Origin of the sequence: Paenibacillus phytohabitans (assembly GCF_013141775.1) — a bacterium.
Classification (GTDB): Bacteria; Bacillota; Bacilli; order Paenibacillales; family Paenibacillaceae; genus Paenibacillus_AQ; species Paenibacillus_AQ phytohabitans.
On the sequence record NZ_WHOB01000069.1, the window covers coordinates 486,040 to 502,761 of the forward strand.

A 16,722-nucleotide genomic window follows, 5' to 3' on the forward strand; every position below is an offset into this window, starting at 1 on the left:
AGACGGTTAATTTAAGTGAAAAGGTGGAACTTAGAAATGAAAGCAAATATTATGTACGCTGCCGGTGATGTACGCGTAGAAGAGCTGCCCCTCCCGGAATTGAAACTACCGACGGATGCGATTATTAAGGTAGTGGCCGCCTGTATTTGCGGAAGCGACCTGCATCCTTATCACAGCATGCATGCCCATGAGCATGGCGAAGGTGATGCCATGGGGCATGAAGTGATTGGACGTATTCAGGAAATGGGTTCGGAGGTTTCCGGATTCAAACAAGGCGATTTGGTTATTGTGCCATTTGCCGTCGGAGATAACACCTGTCCCTTCTGTCAGGAAGGACTGATGACCTCCTGTGTGCATGGAAGCTTCATGACCGGCTGCCAGGCAGAATATGTCCGGGTACCGCAAGCGCAGGGAAGCATGTTCAAGCTGCCGGATGAAATTAAGGATGACTCTTCTTTATTGCCGTCTCTGCTGACCTTGTCTGACGTATACGGTACCGGCTATCATGCGGCGGTGATGGGACGCGTGAATGAGAATACAACAGTAACTGTAATCGGTGATGGCGCTGTGGGTCTGCTGGCCGTTCTGTCGGCGAAGAAGCTGGGAGCCAAGCAGATCATTCTGATGGGCCGTCACAAAGCGCGGACAGACCTCGGAATAGAATTCGGAGCCACAGATGTTGTTCCGGAACGCGGAGAAGAAGGCGTTGCAAGAGTACGGGCGCTGACGAACGGGGAAGGGACACATGTTGTTCTGGAATGCGTCGGGCTGATGCCTGCTTACGAGATGAGTATCGGAGCGGTCCGGGCCGGAGGCGTGATCAGCCGTGTAGGTGTTCCGCAGTATGAGGAGGCTCCTGTCGGTTTTTCCAGCTTGTTCGGACGCAATATTACGCTTACCGGCGGGCCGGCACCCACTCGTGCATACATGGAAGAATTGTTGCCGGATATACTTGACGGTACCCTTGAACCTGGACGTGTCTTCGACGTAACCGTTGATTTGGACGGGGTTCCGGAAGGTTACCGCGCGATGGATAACAGGGAAGCCCTTAAAGTACTGATCAGACCTTAAGGTGAGCAGAGAATATTTAATGACATAGTGTAGTTGAACTTAAGCGGCCCTGATTCTGAAGATTTAGGATCAGGGCCGCTTTTTGTGTTGAATGATGTTCTTTGTCGGCAGTTACAGGTAATAAGTCTAGAGGCAGTTGATTCCAGCCGGATCTGTGAAGTATGCTAACTACTATACCAAACCGACAGGATGAGGACTTATGAAAAAAGCAATAATAACGACACTGTTGATCTCCAGTCTGCTGTTAAGCGGCTGCGGCAATAATGAGGCCGGCAACGGATATGCGGCGGCCCCAGAACAGACTGGGGCTGAAAGTTCTGCAACACCGGAGGCTACACCAGCTGCGACAGCGGTTGCCACTGTGCAGCCTACTCCCGAAGCTACAACGACGGCAGCTCCCTCACCGGAGACTACTGCTGAAGCTACTCCGGAGCCGGAGGCGTCCACACGTCAGGCCTATTTTGACAAACTGGATAAGATTGAAGAGGGGTTGTCAGACCTGAAGGCTATATCGGATAAAGGCACAACGCTTGCAATGTCAGTAGCGGCCGTTCAGGAGAACGAACGGTGGGACAAAGCGCTGAATGAGATCTACCAGGTGCTCAAACAGCAGCTCCCCGAAGCAGAAATGGCTAAGCTGAAAGAGGAACAGCGGAACTGGATTACACTCCGCGATGAGACGGCGGCCAAGGAGGCAGCCAAATACGAAGGCGGGACAGCGGAGGGACTGGAATATGCCATCACGCTGGCCAGTGTTACCCGTGACCGCTGCTATAAGCTGGTTGAGTTGTATATGGATTGATGAAGGAGCTGTCAGAGGGTACAAGGATAGGTAATAACATTACAGAAATCTCGGCAGGCAGTTGCCTATCGGGATTTCTTTTTTTGTGCCTGTAAGGATGCTTTATATCATGAAATATATAAATCCTTATATTTTAAAATAGTCGATTCTGGGTTGAAAGTGCGTTTTTTTGAGCAGAATTGAATCCCATTATTTGATACACTTGTGCATATTTGGTGGGACCCAATGAAAGGGGATGATAACCTCTGGCTGAGCAGGTATAGCATATTGAAGTTAAGAGGACTGCAGCAGGTGTGTTAAATGACAACTATGATGTGAACGTACAAGTTTCCCCCGATTTCTAAATGAGTTTAGAATAATAGGAGGAGTTAAGTACATGGGCAAAAAAGTAATTTTCGTCAAAAAATCAGTGTTCGCATTCTTATTATCATTACTACTGGTTATCCCGCTTGCCATTCCGGCATCTCCGGTACATGCAGAATCAACGGGCAGTCTTCCCGCACGTCAGGCAGAATATCTGAACCGGGGGTTAGTAGCGGTCCTGGTTGATAACGGTGTCTACTTGAGCTGGAGGTACTTGAATACGGATTCAGATGAAATCGCTTTCAATGTATATAAAAACGGATATAAAGTTAACTCAGCTCCGATCAGCGGCTCCACCAATTACGTGGACGCGACAGGCGCAGACAGCTCGCAGTATCAGATTTCCACCGTCATTACCGGTAAGGAAGAAATGCAGGCGGAGACGGTATCGGTGCTGCACAACAACTATATGCCCATTCCGCTGGATAAACCGGCTGACGGCCGGACCAAAGACGGCGGCACGTATTCCTACTACGCCGGAGATGCTTCTGTAGGAGATTTGGATGGCGACGGTGATTATGAAATCGTTTTCTTGTGGAGCCCGAGCAATTCCAAGGACAATTCACAGGCCGGGTATACCGGCAACGTCTATATCGATGCGATTGAAATGGACGGTACGAAGCTATGGAGAATCGACCTGGGTGTTAACATTCGCGCAGGAGCCCATTACACACAACTGATGGTATATGATCTGGACGGCAACGGCAAAGCTGAAGTCGTCGTCAAAACAGCGGACGGCACGAAGGACGGCCAAGGCACAGTTATCGGTGACGGCACGAAGGATTACCGCAATGAGAGCGGATATATCCTCTCCGGAGCAGAATATCTGACGCTATTTGACGGTCAGACCGGCGCAGCCGTATCCACCGTGAATTACGACCCTCCAAGAGGGGATGTAAGTGCGTGGGGGGACGGATACGGCAACCGCGTAGACCGCTTCCTGGCGGGGATTGCCTATCTGGATGGCGTGAAGCCAAGCGTAGTCATGGCCCGCGGCTACTATACACGAACGACTCTCACAGCTTACGACTATGTTGGCGGTCAACTGGTAAAGCGCTGGAACTTCGACACGAATGAAGCAGGAGCGCAATATGAAGGACAAGGAAATCACAATTTAAGCGTGCTTGATGTTGACAGTGACGGTAAAGACGAGATCATGTACGGATCGCTGGCGATTGATGATGATGGAACCCTAATCTACAGCACCGGACTCGGCCATGGCGATGCGATGCATGCCGGTAAGCTCGATCCGGGCAGGGAAGGTTACCAGATCGTGAGTGTGCATGAGCATACGAATGCTGAATACGGGCTGGAGATGCGTGATGCTGCAACGGGTGAGATTATCTGGGGCCAGTATACCGGTAAGGATACCGGACGCGGAATGTCTGCGGATATTGATCCGAACTACCCGGGATATGAATCATGGGCAGCCACGATTGTCGATGGTCAGATGGACCCTTTATCCCGCGGATATGCGGCTAATGGAGAGGTTATTTATGAACAGAATGAAGTGCCGCGAAGCGCCAACTTTGCGATCTGGTGGGATGGGGATCTTCAGCGGGAGCTGTTCGACCATGAATGGAATAACACTACAGCGAAAGGCATTCCGCTCGTTTACAAGTGGGATTATGAGAATAAGCAGCTGAAGGAGATTTTCCGGGCAAACGGTACCTTGACCAATAATCATACCAAAGGCAACCCTGCCCTTCAGGCGGATATCCTGGGCGATTGGCGTGAAGAGCTGCTGCTGCGCAGCGAAGACAGCTCGGAGTATAGACTCTATACGACAACGATTCCTACAAGCTACAAGATTCCCGCGCTGATGCAGGATCCGGTATACCGTTTGGGTATAGCCTGGCAGAATGTCGCCTACAACCAGCCGCCGCACACCGGATTCTATCTCGGGACGGAAGCAACGGAATTCCCTAAGGCGAACGTAGTTCTTACAGGAGCACAAGAAACAACTGAGCAGGTCTATCACTTTGATTTCGGTACGGACCCGGCTGCCGGAGCAACAGCAGTTCAGGATACACCTTACACAGAGGCAACCGGATACGGCTTTGAGAGTACAAGCGGAATTATAGTGGACGCAAACCAAGTTTCGCTTCCGGACAACGCGAAGTTTGCTGTTGACCTGCCGAGTGCCAATTACAAGGTAACGCTCAAGCTTGGTGCTGATGCCCGGGATTCCAATATCGGCGTCAAATCTGAATTTGTTCAAAAGCTGGCCGTCACTGGCGTGAGCGCGGGAGCACCTCTGGTCTACTCGTATGATATTGCGGTGGTAGACGGTCAGCTGGAACTCATTTTCTCCGGCACAGCCATTGACGTGCAGGAGATTATTATCGAGAAGTACCCTGAGAAGACGCCGGGAGTTGCAAAGACGATCTATATGGCCGGCGATTCCACGATGCAGTCTTATAGCACTGCGCAGGCTCCCCAGGAAGGGTGGGGCCAGCAATTCGGACGGTATTTTGCGAATGGTGTGGTAGTCCAGAACGATTCGATCGGTGGCAGAAGCAGCAAATCATTCATGGTTGACGGCCGTCTCGATACGATATTGCAGCGGATCAAACCGGGAGACTTCTTCTTCATTTCCTTCGGTCATAACGATGCCAGCATTGGAATTCCTGACCGCTATGCGTCCCCGGCGGATTATAAAACCTACCTGGCCCGTTATGTGAACGGAGCCAAGCAACGCGGTGCAACCCCTGTCCTGCTCACGCCGGTAGGACGAAGAGACTTCAATACAGTCACTCAGGAATTTAACGTAAGCTTCCCCGAATATGTGAAGGCGGCCAAAGAAGTAGCGGCAGAGCTGAATGTACCGCTGATTGATTTGAGCCAGTTAAGCATTGCGGATTACAATCGTATCGGCCTGGCGGCTACGGAGAAAATCTTCCTGTACGCTAATCCCGGCGAATATCCGAAGTACCCGAACGGAGTTGGGGATAATACGCATTTCAGCAGCTACGGTGCGCAGGTTATTGCCGGTCTGGTAGCCGGGGCGGTGAAAGATATGGGATTAACCATATCACCGTTAGTAATCGATCCGGACATTACGGAACCGGAGCCAGAACCGGAGGTTCAGGTCTATGAGGAGAACTTTGAGGACGATCCGGCTGCCGCTCAATATTCAATGGTGAATGCCACGGGTATAGCCGGGACAATGACAGGCACGGTAACGGAGCTAAGCGGAAACAAGGTGATGTCGGTTACCGGTTCCGGCTCCGGGAATCGCGCGAAAGTGTTCCGGTTGTTCGATGCGGTGAACGGGGACATCGTTAATGTTAATTTCAACTGGCATTCCGGCAACGTAGGTGCTACCCCGTCAGAGGGACATCTGACCTTGCAGGATTCAAACGAGAATACCATTTTCACTCTATTAACAAAGACGGGAACCGCTAGTCCCAACACGAAAATCCATTATTTTGTAGGCCCGTATACACCTGACTATGGAACCGGCACCACAGCTGTTCCAGATGGCGGAATTGCTACGGACATCCTGAAGAACCAGTGGGTCAATGCCAATGTGAAGATTAATTTTGCCGAGAAGAAGATTGATCTGACATTGACGAGTCTGGCTGACCCCACTGTCACCCAGACGATCAAGGATATTCCGATGAGTCCCGGCGTTTACGCCAATAACGTAAGAGGCTTCCGGTTCCTGGGAACGAGAAAGGGAGGCGGCGGCACGCTGAGCTGGACCACGCAGATCGATAATGTGAAGCTCGAAGGCAAGATGCTTCCACCGGTTGCAGGCGATCAGGCGGCATTAATTGCGCTGCATCAAGAAGTGAAAGCCTTGGATCTGTCAGCTTATACAGACGCATCTGTCGCAGTGTTGAATAAAGCACTGGCAGCTGTGGAGGCAGTCATGGGTACGGAGGCCACACAGGCTCAAGTCGACCATGCAGTTAATGTACTGACGGTTGCCAGGAATTCACTGACCCGCGACCCGGCAGGTGACATCAGCGTGTACAAATTTGATTTCGGCTCCGGAAGCGCTGAACAAGGCTACACCAGAGTAGATTCCAAAAGAGCTTATATTGAAGGGAATGGCTACGGCTTTACGGATACCGCGCTAGTACAGGATGAGAACCGCGAAACCGGAAATGCGCTGACAGAGGATTTCATCCGCATGAACGGCAGCAGCCTCCTGGTGGAAATGAAGCCGGCTAATTACCGTGTAACCATGACCATTGGCGATGCACAGGAAGCGACTAACGCTGCTGTGGTTGTCGAACAGATGACCAAAGTTCCGGTTACAACCGTAGCCAAGGGCCAGTTTACCGAAGTAACCTATGATATTGCCCTGATTGACGGTGTCTTTGACTTTACGTTCTCCGGCAATTCGCCGAAGATCAATGCGCTGAAGATCGAGCGCCTGCCGGAGACCGGCGTAGCTGACCAGCCGACCCTCTATCTGGCAAGCGATTCCACGGTCGCCAATTATGCAGAAAGCTATCGCCCGCAGGCTGGATGGGGTGAGACGCTGGGCGGTTATTTCGATCTGGAGCAGATTCGTATTGATAACCGTGCTGTCAGCGGTTTAAGCAGTAAGACCTTCCTGGTTGGCGGATATCTTAACGACATTCTGCTGGGTATTCATGAAGGTGACTATCTGTTCATGCAGTGGTCGCATAACGATTCCACACCGTCCCGGCCGGAACGTTATCTTACACCGGAGCAGTTCAAGGTGTATCTGAAAGATTACATTAACGGTACTGTGCAGAGAGGCGCAATTCCGGTGCTGGTCACGCCGGTGAACCGGCGCGATTTCACCGGAGAAGTATTGAACAAGAGCTTCCCGGAATATGTGCAGGCGATGAAAGAAACGGCACAGGAGACTGGAGCCCTGCTGATTGATCTGAATCAAGCCAGCTGGGAATATTTCCAGGAGCTTGGGCCGGAAGGTACCAAATCCATATTTATGTGGGTAGGTACAACTGAGGACAACACACATCTTCAAATGAACGGTGCGGTAAAGGTATCCGGGATGGTCGCTAAGCTTGTACAGAAGCTGAATATTCCGCTTTCTAGTCTGGTAATCCTTGAAGAAGAACCTTCGGACCAGACAGCGCCGCATACTACTGCGGCTATGGCAGGAGAATTGCAGAATGGCTGGTATACTTCAGCGGTAGAAGTAACGTTTACCGCAACGGATGAAGATTCCGGAGTCGATTCGACTTACTATCAAGTCGACGGCGGGGAGATTCAGACCGGCACGAAGCTGACGATAAGTGATGAGGGCAAACACACCGTCACTTACTGGAGCGTTGACCTGGACGGCAATAAGGAGGCTGAACAGACACTTGCAGTACCTGTGGATCTCGCCCCTCCGGTCATCGATATTCAGGGCCAGACAGAATACACGATTGACCAGCAGGTAGAGATTATATATACAGCTTCCGATGCCGTGTCCGGTGTAGCAGAACCAAGCGGCGTGCTGTTGAACGCTCCTGCTTATACGCTGGAGCCTGGCTTGCATGAGGTAACAGCTACGGTCTCTGACTTAGCGGGCCGGGAAACGAGTGTGGATTACAGTTTCGGAATCTCGGCTACCTTTGCAAGTTTGGCTGAGCTGACACGTACCTTCGCGGCTGCTTCGGATGATCCGAACGCCGGGGCACTTGCCGAACAGCTGGGAGGCAAGCTGCAGCTGGCAGAACTAGCAGCGGGTGCACATGAAGGTGCGAAGGCACGGCAGTTGCTCGCAGCCTATGGCAATGATGTCAATGCCGGCAGGAATACGGTATTTACAGCGGAACAGGCAGATGTACTGGGTAAGTGGGCTGCATGGATCAGCCAGGGCACACCACTTGCGGACAGTGCCCCCGGCACTCCTGTATTGTCCGACAACAACGGCCATGATACTGGGCTGAGAGACGGAGATTACACCATCACCATGAATCTCTGGTGGGGTAACAACGGCACAAAGTTCAAGCTGTATGAGAACGGTGAGCTGATCCAAGAAGTGTCTCTGGCAGACCAGTCCCCTTCCGCCCAGTCTGTACAGATCGATATTACCGGCAAACGGAATGGTACGTATATCTATACAGGTGAACTGAGCAATTCATACGGTACAACGAAGAGTGCCCCGCTGAGTGTAACAGTCACGGATGCCTCTCCAGGGCAAGCCGTATTGTCTAACGACAACTGGGACGGGGACGGCAGCTATAATGTAAGTATGAATCTGTGGTGGGGTACGAATGCTACCGGATATGATCTCTATGAGAATGGAATTCTGGTAGATACCCAAACCCTGCGGGCATTGACACCAGGTGCACAATCGGCAGTCACTGCAATTTCCGGCAAAGCTCCGGGGACCTATGAATACGAGGTGGTGTTACGCAACCCGGCGGGTGAAACCAGAACGCCGAAGATGATCGTCACGGTACGGAAATAGACCTGCCAGGCTGATAGCCTGGCAGATGCTTAAGCTTCACATTCAGGAAAGTCCGCAACCCGGACTTTCCTTTTTTTATTGCATAGGAAATGATGCTAGGCGTGAGTTATGGACAATAGTTTACTTTGGAATTCGGAGCAAATCTGTCAGAAGGACGAATGTGTTCTTGTATCCGGAACCCCGCTGAATCCCCGGAAGTCGGGCCAAAAGAGGGTCAATGTATGCGAAAAATCGAACACATTGTGCTTGCGTGGAGGTAACCGGACCAAATGTATACGAAAAATCGAATACAATGTGCTCCCGTGGAGGGGTGCAAAGGCGCTTAAGCTCCAGCTTGATTCACCCGTTAGGCTGATTTTGTCTTGTGGAATTTTCTAACCTCCTACACAGTAATCTTGCAAAAGTACAGTAACAAATCCCGCTTCCGCGTGCTATTCTTGGTCCAGAAATACTTGAAAGATCCTAGGAAGGAGGTGCACCGGATAAAATTGAATACGTTTACATGAATGAATGATTGAATGAATACTGCGCTTTGTAAGAAGCATTTATCTGAAGGAGGCGGAAGGGTTGAAGAAAATTAAACAATGGAAGCTCGGACTCATGATGACAGTGCTGATGCTGATGCTGCCAGCAGGAACAGGTAGCGCAGCCGCTATGCTGGAAGAGGTTCCATTTCCGATGGATTCCAGCAATCAGGCCGGATGGTGGGCTCCCCTTGCCACGTATGGACTGGGTTATGAGTATGCGTACATGGCCTATAATGCACCGGGAACTATTGCTGGTAAGCATACCGTTGCCATTGCTAGACGGGATAACAATGGGATTTGGAGCAAGCTGCCGCTCATGAACGGTACCGCACCTGCAGAATATCTTGACGATCTGGGGCATAATCAGCCGTCGATGGCCAGAGACGGGAGCGGCCGGTTTCACGTATTCGCCTCCATGCACAGCAATCCGTGGCAGTACTTCCGTTCGGATACGGTAGGCGGGATTCCGCAGAATCACTCCGATGAGCTGCCTCAAGGCATGACGGTAACCTATCCGGTATTGGCGACAGCCCCGAACGGGGATTTGTATCTGATGGCGCGTGCTGACAAAGATCCGGCAGGCAAAAGAGAGGCCGTTCTGTTCCGCTGGAATAATGCCGAATCTGTGTGGAGCCAGGTCAAGGTGATTGCCGCGCACCTTAACCGGTCTGTATACCCTGACGATCTGGTCTTTGATGCCAGCGGAGATCTTCATATCTTGTTCGAGTGGGCGTATTTCGCCGCCAGCCCGCTGCGCCACCAGCTGTCTTATCTGAAATATAGTCCTTCCACGGGGGGATTCTCCAAAGCAGACGGAACGCCTGTGTCAGCTCCGGTCTCACTGACTACCGCAGATATTGTGCAGCCTATGGCTCCTAGTGAAGCCTATATACAGAGTGGCAGCGATCCCGGCGGACCGGGCGTTCAGAGCGCCAAGATGACGCTCGATACTCTCGGCCGCCCGGTTATCGCGTACCGCTATCGTGAAGAAGGCGCTACGAGCTTCTCGGTTAAGCAGGCCACTTATGGCACAGGGGGATGGGTGCTGCAGACGGTCTATAATGCAGCTCCGACTACAGCCGCAATTGATGTGACCTGGGCAGGCAATGCCGCAAGAATCTATTACGTGAAAAGCAGCGGCAGCGATCGTGCATTCATGGCCGTAAATACGGGCGCAGGCTGGACCGAAACATCGCTTGCGCCGGGTATCCCGGTCGAGCGGCTGGCGGTTGACCGCAGTCCCAAAGGTATCGATATCCTGTATCTGGTGGATGTGACGAACCTGAAGCTCTATTACGGGCGTAACGAATAGACGAATAGAGGAGGACTCAGATTCCTTTGTTTGTGTTAATCAGGCGTTATTCGCGGAATCTCAGTCCGCTTCAATATAACTTCCCATACGTCAAAAAAAAGAACCTGAGCAGCAACTCAGGTTCTTCATATTGCATATATACATACACGATGATATAATCACTTCACAACTGTTTTGATTTTAAATAACATAGTTAATGCATCTTATATATTTAATATAACATGCCGGAAATTTCTTGTCAAATATTTTTTCAACTCAATAGTTAGGGGAGATACGGGATGGATGCTTTGGTTCTTGGTTTTGAGGAAATGGATAATACGCAGCTGCTGCTGGTTGGCGGCAAAGGGTTAAATCTGGGGATGTTATCAGGAATAAAAGGCATCCAAGTTCCCGAAGGCTTCTGTGTTACAACCACGGCTTATCAGGAAGCAATCTTGCATAACGATACCTATCATGTTCTTCTGAACCGGCTAACCACACTGCGAGCGGACAACCGGGAGCAGATTAGAGAAATCAGCAGGGAGATCCGCCGGATGATTACGGAAGCAGAAATTCCGTCCGGGGTTGTAACAGCAGTTACACAGGTTCTCTCCCGGCTGGGGAGTGAACAGGCTTACGCGGTACGTTCCAGTGCGACTGCTGAGGATCTGCCGCATGCCTCTTTTGCCGGCCAGCAAGACACCTATTTGAATATTATCGGCGTTGATGCCATCCTCCAGCATATCCGCAAATGTTGGGCCTCACTATTCACGGACCGCGCGGTAATCTACCGGCTGCAGAATGGTTTTGACCACACTCAGGTCTATTTGTCAGTTATCATTCAAAGAATGGTCTTCCCGCAGGCTTCAGGTATTCTGTTTACCGCCGATCCGGTTACAAATAACCGCAAGCTGCTGTCCATCGACGCCAGCTTTGGACTTGGAGAAGCATTGGTCTCAGGCCTGGTGTCTCCCGATTGCTATAAGGTGAAGGAAGGCGAGATCATTGATAAGCGGATTGCAGCCAAAAAACTGGCTATTTACGGACTGCAGCAAGGCGGTACTGAAACCCGGCAGCTTGATTCCGGCCAGCAACAGGCGCAGACGCTTACTGAAACGCAGATTTTACAGCTTGCACAAATCGGCAGACAAATCGAGACTTATTTTGGCTCACCCCAGGATATTGAATGGTGTCTGGCTGATGATACCTTCTATATTGTGCAGAGCCGTCCCATCACCACGCTATTCCCGATCCCTGAAGCCAATGATCAAGAGAACCGCGCTTATGTATCTGTGGGTCATGGGCAAATGATGACAGATGCTATGAAGCCGCTGGGCCTGTCTTTTCACCTGTTAATTACTCCTGCTCCCATGCGTATAGCCGGCGGAAGACTGTTTGTCGATGTCACCTCCTATTTGGCTTCGTCCTCCAGAATGATGATCATAGATACCTTGGGGAAATCCGATCCGCTCGTCAAAGACGCGCTTATGACTATCGTGGAACGGGGAGATTTCATACCCATCTCACCGCAAGCTGAAGCGGCGGCGCAGTCCGGCAAAAGCAGTCCAGGTAAGCCGCCCGTTGGCGTTCAAACACCAATAGGCAGCGATCCGGCCATCGTTACGGAGCTGATCAAGAGTAATGAAGCATCGGTAGAAGAGCTGAAACGCAACATCAAGACGAAATCAGGCTCGGCTCTATTCGAGTTCATCCTTGAAGATATCCAGGAACTGAAGAGGATTCTGTTCAACCCGCAGAGTACGGCAGTATTCATGGCCGCAATGGATGCATCCGCATGGATTAACGAAAAAATGAACGAGTGGTTAGGTGAAATTAACGCGGCTGATACCCTTTCACAATCAGTGCAGAACAATATCACTTCGGAAATGGGTCTGGAACTGATGGATGTCGCAGATGTGATTCGTCCTTACCCGCAGGTCATTGATTATTTACAGAGTGCACAAGAGGGGGACTTCCTGGAGGGAGTGATTACCTTAGAGGGCGGGCAAAAAACCCATGACGCGCTGACGGATTATCTCAGCAAATACGGAATGCGCTGTACCGGAGAAATCGATATTACCAGAACCCGCTGGAGCGAGAAACCGGCGATACTGATCCCCATGATTCTTAGCAACATCAGAAACTTTGCACCGGATGCCAGCAGACAGAAATTTGAGCAGGGGCGGCAGGAAGCTTGGGATAAAGAACAGGAGCTGTTAGACCGCTTGAAGCAGTTACCGGATGGAGTACACAAAGCCGAAGAAACCAAAGTAAGGATTGACCTGGTCCGGAATTTCATCGGTTACCGGGAATATCCTAAATACGGCATGGTTAGCCGTTACCTGGTTTATAAGCAAGCGTTACTGAAGGAAGCCGGACGGCTTGTTCGAGCAGGTGTTATCCACGACAAAGAAGATATATACTACCTCAGCTTTGAAGAGCTTCACGAAACTGTCCGCACGAATACAACCGATTACCAGCTCATTAATCAACGTAAAGAGGACTATAAATTATATGACAAGCTCACTCCCCCGCGCGTGATTACCTCTGACGGAGAAATCCTGTCCGGCCAGTACAAACGGGCTCATCTCCCGGCTGGAGCTATTGCAGGTCTGCCTGTTTCTGCAGGAGTTGTAGAAGGCAGGGCACGTGTGATCCTCAACATGGAAGAGGCTAATCTGGAGGAGGGGGATATCCTGGTCACCTTGTTTACCGACCCCAGCTGGACCCCGTTGTTCGTCTCCATCAAAGGCCTAATTACCGAAGTCGGCGGACTGATGACCCATGGCGCAGTGATCGCACGGGAATACGGCTTACCGGCAGTTGTCGGAGTGGAGAATGCCACCAGACTCATCCAGGACGGGCAACGCATCCGTGTGCATGGAACCGAAGGGTATGTTGAAATATTGTGAGAAGAAAAATATTGACTTCGTGTGCACACGAAGCCCTAGACTAACTTTTAGGGTGAAACATGAGCCTTAGATGCTGAATGGATATGTTCCGGTATATCATATTTCTCACCGCATTCCGGATTATTGTTAACCGGATTCCAGGTATCGTTCAATTGGCCAGCCAAGACGCTTTTGTAATACGCCTTCTTTTCTTTAATGTGCATTAATTGAAGGTTGTACGCATGGATCTTTGCTTCTAGTTCTTTTTCTTGCTTTGCAACAAGCTCAGCCCTGTCAGGAATCGTCTCATCACCTTGTAAACACATAGCAATGTAATGTTTCACTTCTGAAATCGGCAATCCTGAAACACGAAAGGAGTGAACCATTCGTAACCAATCCAGATCATGGTCAGAGAATAGACGGTTGTTTCTGCCATCTCTTGAAACGAAAGGAATTAATTGCTGGTCATCGTAGTAACGGATCGTATGTTTGGTAAGTCCGGTGATTTCAGCTACATCTTTAATCGTATATTTGGGTTCATGTAATGATTGATTCAAAATTTCATACCTCCATAATATTGACTTCGAGTAACTCGAATACTTAATGAAGTTATTGTAACAATGTTGTTGCCGCTCATCAACTGGTACGTTTAGAAATGAACTAATTAGAAAGAGGTAAGAAAATGAACACAAAATATAACAGTCTGTTCGAATCTTTCACATTCAAAAATGGGATTTCTCTTAGAAATAGGGTTGTAATGTCTCCTATGACCACCTGGGCCAGTAATGACGATTACACAATCTCAGATGGTGAGGTGAACTATTACAGAAGAAGAGTAACAGGTGTAGGTCTGGTTATAACAGGGTGTACACATGTTCAGCCTAATGGGATTGGTTTTACGAATGAATTTGCAGCCTATGACGATAAATTTATTCCAAGTTTACGTAGATTGGCGGATGCGGCAAAAAGCGGCGGAGCTGCTGCTGTGCTTCAAATTTTTCACGCAGGCAGCAAAGCACTCCCGGATCTTACACCAAATGGAGATGTAGTTAGTTCCAGTGCTGTTGAGACGGAAGCTACTGGATTTGCTCCTTCCGTTACACCGAGAGAACTTTCGCACGATGAAATACTGGAAGTCATTCATGCATTTGGAGAAACAACAAGACGAGCTATTGAAGCAGGGTTTGATGGGGTTGAAATTCATGGCGCACACGGATTTTTAGTTCAAAACTTTTTCTCTCCCTACTTCAACAGACGTGAGGATGATTGGGGAGGATCACTTGAGAATCGCCTTCGTTTTCCACTGGCAATAGTTAAGGAAATGAAAAAAGTTATAGAAAAGCATGCTGCTAAACCATTTATTTTCGGCTACCGGATTTCTCCTGATGAACATCAAGAAGGCGGTATAAGGATGAAAGATACTTATGTATTGATTGACCGGCTGATTGAAGCAGAGGTTGATTATGTGCATGCTTCACTAGCTGATGCTCTATCCTCTAAGCCAGTTGATAGCCAAGACGATAGGACTTATCTTGAGTTGATCGTTGAACATGTGAATAGCCGGATTCCCCTGCTGGCTGCGGGTTCTATGGTAACGCCCGGTGATGCTGCAAAAGGATTAGATAAAGGACTTAACCTGGCTGTGATCGGACATGCGTTAATTACAGATCCAGATTGGATCGACAAGGTTCAAAGCGGACAGGAATCAGATATTCAAACAGCTATCAAGGCTTCCAATATTAATACCATTGAACTTCCGGAAAAACTTTGGGCTGTCCTTCAAGCTTCAGGTCCGTGGTTTAATATCGAAATTTAAGTGGTTTTAGTGGAATCCCCCTTGACCTTGAAGTATACTTCAACCCTTATAATGCAAATACAGTAATCCTGTAGCATGACCGGAGGGGTAAGGATGAGTATACAAGTTTATACCAAAAGACGTTCAACGAAGAGTTTTCTGTTTGAGAAGTATTTAGCTTTACGAAACACAAAAAAAGGCTTTTCCAGTATTGAAAACACGACCCAGTTTGTAAAACGGGTAGGCCTAGAAAACAGTAAACCCTATATGATTGGTGATGTTAAATTCATCAGCGGAATTACGGAGGAAGTGTTTGAGGGAATTAAGGTTTTTACAATAAATGACCAACAATCCTTGACGCAAAAAGTAATTCTCTATATCCATGGCGGTGCTTGGGTCAACCAGCCTTTAAGCTTTCACTGGATGTTCATGGATAGAATGGCACAGTCGCTTAATGCGAAAATAATTGCCCCTATTTATCCTAAAATTCCTAACTTTAATTATAAGAATACCTATCCGAAGCTCCTTAACCTGTATAAAGATATTCTGGGAACCGTTCAAAGTCCGGAACAATTGACGATTATGGGCGATTCAGCAGGCGGAAACATCTCACTGGGTCTGGCCCATCTGCTCCAAATGAATGATATTCCCCAGCCCAAGGACATCATTCTATTGTCTGCCTGTGTGGATATGGGGCTGACTAACCCGCTTATTCCTGAATATGAAAAGAAGGACCCGATGCTGTCGGTGGGTGGAATGGAAGTCATTACAAGGATCTGGGCGGATGATAAAAGCTTAAACGATCCTATAATCAGTCCCATCTACGGTGACTTTGAAGGCCTCGGAAGAATCACTCACTTCATCGGAACGCACGAAGGCCTATATCCCGATGCGATGAAACTGGATGACAAGCTAACCGGGCAGGGAATTGAAATCAATACCTTTGTATATCCCAAAATGAACCATGTGTTTGTGATCATGCCCATCCCCGAAGCGATAGATGCCCAGCGGAAGATTATTGAGATTATTAAGAGCTAGGAGATTCTTATTGCAGACTTACTCTTGACTTCTATATTATGGTATATTTACCCCTATAGATCACCAGCTGGATAATGGCATTCTGGAGAGGGTTGTATATGAGATTAGCTAAATATTTGAAGTTATCAATTATTGTGTTATTCGTTCTAATGATTGGTTCAGCATGCCAAAACAACCAGGAAGGAGTGCCGGACGGCTATATTTCATTAGATGAATTAACGGATTTATCGGAAAAGAGCAACACCCTGGATTGGAGCAATTTGAACAAATATTCTTTTGAGGATACCGGTTCAGGATTATATATAAGGAATTATCCCCTCGAAGGAGGGCATCAGCTTGTACTTACGGGTAGAAGCCTCGAGAGTCCGCCGGAGAGAGTATATGTGGTTAATCAAAGCGGCAAGGAGCTAGATTTCAATCCAGATAACTTGAGCGATTTGTATGAGTCAAAATAAACCCTTATTCATAAGCAAAGAAGCCTCCTATAGGGTCCTATAGGGGGCTTCTTTGCTTATAGCGATAAAACAAATTTCAC

At 49.1% G+C, this 16,722-nt stretch carries 9 protein-coding genes; 8 read left to right on the forward strand and 1 reads right to left on the reverse strand.

From position 1 onward, the window contains the following. Positions 1-36: 36 nt before the first annotated feature. The 5 genes from GC101_RS25575 to ppsA all read left to right on the forward strand — a co-directional run bounded on the left by GC101_RS25575 (position 37) and on the right by ppsA (position 13,375). On the forward strand, positions 37-1,071 hold the full coding sequence (locus GC101_RS25575) for a zinc-binding dehydrogenase (protein ID WP_171719570.1): 1,035 nt from the start codon (positions 37-39) through the stop codon (positions 1,069-1,071). Positions 1,072-1,270: 199 nt separating this feature from the next. Then, entirely contained in the window at positions 1,271-1,873 is a 603-nt protein-coding gene (locus GC101_RS25580) for a lysozyme inhibitor LprI family protein (RefSeq protein WP_171719571.1), read from the forward strand. A 376-nt stretch (positions 1,874-2,249) separates the two neighbouring features. Beyond that, positions 2,250-8,645, forward strand: a complete 6,396-nt coding sequence (locus tag GC101_RS25585; RefSeq protein ID WP_171719572.1) for a rhamnogalacturonan lyase family protein — start codon at positions 2,250-2,252, stop codon at positions 8,643-8,645. A 567-nt stretch (positions 8,646-9,212) separates the two neighbouring features. Next, positions 9,213-10,484, forward strand: a complete 1,272-nt coding sequence (locus tag GC101_RS25590) for a BNR-4 repeat-containing protein (protein ID WP_216626733.1) — start codon at positions 9,213-9,215, stop codon at positions 10,482-10,484. Positions 10,485-10,762: 278 nt separating this feature from the next. After that, positions 10,763-13,375, forward strand: a complete 2,613-nt coding sequence (gene ppsA / locus GC101_RS25595; protein ID WP_171719573.1) for a phosphoenolpyruvate synthase — start codon at positions 10,763-10,765, stop codon at positions 13,373-13,375. 47 nt (positions 13,376-13,422) lie between these two features. Here the strand turns inward: ppsA and GC101_RS25600 are convergent, their stop codons facing one another. Beyond that, the gene (locus GC101_RS25600) at positions 13,423-13,911 is read right to left on the reverse strand and encodes a MerR family transcriptional regulator (RefSeq protein WP_171719574.1); all 489 of its coding nucleotides are present in this window, start codon (positions 13,909-13,911) and stop codon (positions 13,423-13,425) included. A 125-nt stretch (positions 13,912-14,036) separates the two neighbouring features. Here GC101_RS25600 and GC101_RS25605 point away from each other — a divergent pair, with 125 nt between their 5' ends. The 3 genes from GC101_RS25605 (at position 14,037) to GC101_RS25615 (ending at position 16,642) form a co-directional block, all read left to right on the forward strand. After that, the gene (locus GC101_RS25605) at positions 14,037-15,170 is read left to right on the forward strand and encodes an NADH-dependent flavin oxidoreductase (RefSeq protein WP_171719575.1); all 1,134 of its coding nucleotides are present in this window, start codon (positions 14,037-14,039) and stop codon (positions 15,168-15,170) included. Positions 15,171-15,263: 93 nt separating this feature from the next. Next, a complete protein-coding gene (locus GC101_RS25610) occupies positions 15,264-16,187 on the forward strand; it encodes an alpha/beta hydrolase fold domain-containing protein (RefSeq protein WP_171719576.1) in 924 nt (307 codons plus the stop codon). A 98-nt stretch (positions 16,188-16,285) separates the two neighbouring features. Continuing rightward, complete coding sequence (locus tag GC101_RS25615) at positions 16,286-16,642, forward strand: hypothetical protein (protein ID WP_171719577.1); 357 nt, start codon at positions 16,286-16,288, stop codon at positions 16,640-16,642. The last annotated feature ends 80 nt before the right edge of the window (positions 16,643-16,722 follow it).

What these genes read in the sequence shown, in the direction of transcription:
- GC101_RS25580 (WP_171719571.1), top strand. Translation starts at nt 1,271, where the DNA reads ATGAAAAAAGCAATAATAACGACACTGTTGATCTCCAGTCTGCTGTTA.
- GC101_RS25585 (WP_171719572.1), top strand. Translation starts at nt 2,250, where the DNA reads ATGGGCAAAAAAGTAATTTTCGTCAAAAAATCAGTGTTCGCATTCTTA.
- GC101_RS25575 (WP_171719570.1), top strand. Translation starts at nt 37, where the DNA reads ATGAAAGCAAATATTATGTACGCTGCCGGTGATGTACGCGTAGAAGAG.
- GC101_RS25605 (WP_171719575.1), top strand. Translation starts at nt 14,037, where the DNA reads ATGAACACAAAATATAACAGTCTGTTCGAATCTTTCACATTCAAAAAT.
- GC101_RS25610 (WP_171719576.1), top strand. Translation starts at nt 15,264, where the DNA reads ATGAGTATACAAGTTTATACCAAAAGACGTTCAACGAAGAGTTTTCTG.
- ppsA (WP_171719573.1), top strand. Translation starts at nt 10,763, where the DNA reads ATGGATGCTTTGGTTCTTGGTTTTGAGGAAATGGATAATACGCAGCTG.
- GC101_RS25615 (WP_171719577.1), top strand. Translation starts at nt 16,286, where the DNA reads ATGAGATTAGCTAAATATTTGAAGTTATCAATTATTGTGTTATTCGTT.